Here is a 3,523-nt window from a genome sequence, read left to right as displayed (position 1 = left end):
GCCTTGGCGCGGGAAGCGGCACGGGTGCCGGGCCGGGACCCGGTGCGGGGCTCGGGGGTGCCGGACTCGGAGGGGGAGGCGGCGCCGGAGCCGGGCTCGCCGGCCCGGGACCTCTTCGCCTGGTCCCGCGGCGGCTGCCGTCGGGGCGCCTGTTGTCGGGGACTGCGGTCGGGCACAGCGTCACCACCCCGGTCCGGTCTGTCCGTGTTCCCTCCACCTTCCCTCGGTCGGCGGGTTCGATGCCGGCCGGACGCGGCGCACGCGCCCCCGCCGGGGAGCGGACGGCCTGGTGGGTGGGGTCCTCGCGCCCGGTTACTGTGGAGCAATGCGTCTCCACGTCGTCGACCACCCGCTGGTCGCCCACAAGCTCTCGACCCTGCGCGACCGGCGCACCGATTCCGCGACCTTCCGTCGGCTCGCCGACGAGCTCGTCACCCTGCTGGCCTACGAGGCCACCCGTGACGTGCGTACCGAGCAGGTCGAGATCGAGACCCCGGTGGCCACCACCACCGGTACCCGGCTGTCCCACCCGCGCCCGCTGGTGGTGCCGATCCTCCGGGCCGGCCTCGGCATGCTCGACGGCATGGTCCGGCTGCTGCCGACCGCCGAGGTGGGCTTCCTCGGCATGGTGCGCAACGAGGAGACGCTGACCGCCTCCACCTACGCCACACGGATGCCGGAGGACCTCTCCGGCCGCCAGGTGTACGTGCTGGACCCGATGCTGGCCACCGGCGGCACGCTGGTCGCCGCCATCCGCGAGCTGATCGAGCGCGGCGCCGACGACGTGACGGCCGTGGTGCTGCTGGCCGCGCCGGAGGGCGTGGAGATCATGGAGCGGGACCTGGCGGACGTGCCGGTCACCGTGGTCACCGCCTCCATCGACGAGCGGCTCAACGAGAACGGCTACATCGTGCCGGGCCTCGGCGACGCGGGCGACCGCATGTACGGCGCCGCAGAGTAACGCCTCCCGCACGTGACGGAAGACCTCGCCCCTCGGGGCGAGGTCTTTCACGTTGCGGAGGCGCAGGTGGCAGTCCGCGCGGGCCGGCGGAGCGGGTGCGAGGGCTCAGCAGCCCTTGCGGGTGGCCTCGGGGGCCGGTGCGGGGGCGGTGAGCGTGGTGAGCGCCTTGTCGGCCGCGCCCGGCGCGGACAGGTCCTTGAAGGCGTCGCCGATGATCAGGTCGACCACCGGCGTCTTCGCCTTCGCGTCCGGCTTGCGCGCCGGGTCCGGCCTGACCTCGGCCCCGGCCAGCTGGGTGCCCAGCACCGGCAGCACGGTGTCGGCCGTCTCCGGGCCGCCCATCAGCAGCCCTGCGGCCTTCACCTTCTTGTCGTACTCCTTCGGCGCGTTGCCCACCTCGCCGATCTTGAAGCCGCGCTTCTTCAGCTCGTCGGCGGTCTTCTTGGCCAGACCCTCGCGGGTGGTGGCGTTGAGGACGTTGACGGTGATGCCGTCGGGCCGCGGGTAGACCTTCGCGGGGGTCGGCGAAGCGGACGGGCGGGTGGCGCACCGCGCGCCCGCGCCGGCCGCGGAGGCCTGGTCACCGCCGGTGAAGACGTCGATGAGCTGCAGCGTGCCCCAGCCGAGGAGCCCCAGCAGGGCCACGGGGAGCGCGGTCAGCGCGACGATTCTGCGGCGCTTCTTCGGCCGGCGCATGCGGGGGTAGGTCTTCCCCGTCACGCGGTACCGGCCGCCCATGCCGGGTGGGGTCAGCATGCTCATGAGCGCAGCGTAGTGCGCCCGGCCGAGGATGCCTACAAGACGATCATCATCCTGGCGGGAGACAACCCGAAAGGGTCAACAGGCTGCGCCGGTCAGTCCATTTCGAGCACGCGGGCGTGCAGGATCTGACGCTGCTGGAGCGCGGCGCGGACCGCGCGGTGCAGGCCGTCCTCCAGATAGAGGTCGCCCCGCCACTTCACGACGTGCGCGAAGAGATCGCCGTAGAAGGTGGAGTCCTCGGCGAGCAGGGTCTCGAGGTCCAGCTGGCCCTTGGTCGTCACGAGCTGATCGAGGCGGACCGGGCGCGGCGCGACGTCCGCCCACTGCCGGGTGCTTTCCCGGCCGTGATCGGGGTACGGCCGGCCGTTTCCGATGCGCTTGAAGATCACACGGAAAGCCTACCGGGGATGGTGCGCTCGGCGCAGCCACGTAACCCGAACCGGCCACCCCGTGCACACCCCGCGACATCGCCGCGCCCGCGGCGTCTCCGCCGCGGGCGCGGTACCCGCCTGCGGCACCCCGCGGCGCTTCCGGCCCGCCCACCGCCGAGGCTGTGCCGGGGGGCACGGGGTGGTGCCGCCGTGCCGCCCGTGGGGGAGACCGTGCCGCCCGGCGCCTCGCGACATCTTCCGCGTCGCTGCTCGTGCGGCCGGCCTGCGGTCCGGTCGGGTGGGTGCTGTGCTGCGGGGCCCGGTCGGGCGGCTGGGCCTGCCCTGCGCTGCTGTGCCCGCCTGTGGAGAGACCGTGCCGCCCGGCGCCCGTGGCCCTTCCACGTCGCTGCTCGTGCGGCCGGCCTGCGGTTCGGCCCGGAGGCGCTGCGCTGCCGCAGCTGTGCCCGCCCGTGGAGTCAACCGCGATGCCAGGGTCCCGCGACATCTTCCGTGTGCTGCCCGTGCGGTTGGCCTGCGGTCCTGGCCGGGTGGCGCTTGCTGCCGGGCCCGGTGGGGCGGCTGGGCTTGCCCCTGCGCAGCTGTACCCGCCCCTGGGGTGAACGGCGATGCCGGCGCCCCGCCCGTGGCCTCTTCCGCGCAGCTGAGGTCCCGCGCGGTGGCGCTGTGCCGCCGGGCCCGGTCGGGTGGCTGGGCTACCTGCGCCGCGACCCGGGCGCCCGCGCCGCCGCTCCCCGCCGGGTCCGCCGGGCCGCGCGCCGCGGGTCGCTCGGGTGGGTTACTTCGCCTTGGCGGCCTTCGCCGCCTTCGCCGCCGCTTTCATCTCCTGCTTGTGGGCGCGGACCTTCACCAGGGAGTCGGGGCCGGTGATGTCGGCCACCGAGCGGAAGGAGCCCTCCTCCCCGTACGAGCCCGCCGCCTCGCGCCACCCCTCGGGGTGAACCCCCAGCTGCTTGCCCAGCAGGGCCAGGAAGATCTGCGCCTTCTGCGCGCCGAAGCCCGGCAGCTCCTTGAGCCGCTTGAGCAGCTCCCTGCCGTCCGTCACGTCCCGCCAGACCGCCTCGGCGTCCCCGTCGTACTGCTCCACCAGGTACTGGCAGAGCTGCTGGATGCGCCCGGCCATCGAACCGGGGTAGCGGTGCACGGCCGGCTTCTCGGAGAGCAGCGCGGCGAAGGCCTCCGGGTCGTGCGCGGCGATCTCGTGAGCGTCCAGGTCCTGCGCGCCCATCCGGTCGGCGATGGTGCGGGGTCCCTTGAACGCCCACTCCATCGGCACCTGCTGGTCCAGCAGCATGCCGACCAGCGCGGCGAGGGGGCTGCGGCCGAGCAGCTCGTCGGCCGGGGGGTCCTGGGCGAGGTGGAGGGTGACGTCCATGCCCCCGATGATCCCGCGCCCTCCGTCGTCCCGCTC

The 3,523-nt window shown here is 74.3% G+C and carries 4 protein-coding genes; 1 reads left to right on the top strand and 3 read right to left on the bottom strand.

Annotated elements, in window-relative coordinates:
* The first annotated feature begins 325 nt into the window (after positions 1 to 325).
* Positions 326 to 961 (top strand): uracil phosphoribosyltransferase, encoded by a 636-nt coding sequence (upp, locus tag ACOV8S_RS25200; RefSeq protein WP_448320518.1) that lies wholly within the window; start codon positions 326 to 328, stop codon positions 959 to 961.
* A gap of 105 nt (positions 962 to 1,066) precedes the next feature.
* Here upp and ACOV8S_RS25195 read toward each other — a convergent pair whose 3' ends face one another.
* The 3 genes from ACOV8S_RS25195 to ACOV8S_RS25185 form a co-directional block, all read right to left on the bottom strand.
* The gene (locus ACOV8S_RS25195) at positions 1,067 to 1,723 is read right to left on the bottom strand and encodes a LytR C-terminal domain-containing protein (RefSeq protein ID WP_448320516.1); all 657 of its coding nucleotides are present in this window, start codon (positions 1,721 to 1,723) and stop codon (positions 1,067 to 1,069) included.
* A 92-nt stretch (positions 1,724 to 1,815) separates the two neighbouring features.
* Complete coding sequence (locus ACOV8S_RS25190; protein ID WP_108956311.1) at positions 1,816 to 2,112, bottom strand: type II toxin-antitoxin system VapB family antitoxin; 297 nt, start codon at positions 2,110 to 2,112, stop codon at positions 1,816 to 1,818.
* A 778-nt stretch (positions 2,113 to 2,890) separates the two neighbouring features.
* Positions 2,891 to 3,487, bottom strand: a complete 597-nt coding sequence (locus tag ACOV8S_RS25185) for an HhH-GPD-type base excision DNA repair protein (protein WP_448320860.1) — start codon at positions 3,485 to 3,487, stop codon at positions 2,891 to 2,893.
* Between the last annotated feature and the right edge of the window lie 36 nt (positions 3,488 to 3,523).

Source organism: Streptomyces sp. CO7 (assembly GCF_053474865.1).
The sequence above is the reverse complement of the archived record's forward strand: the minus strand, read 5'-3'. Positions and strand labels throughout refer to the sequence as shown.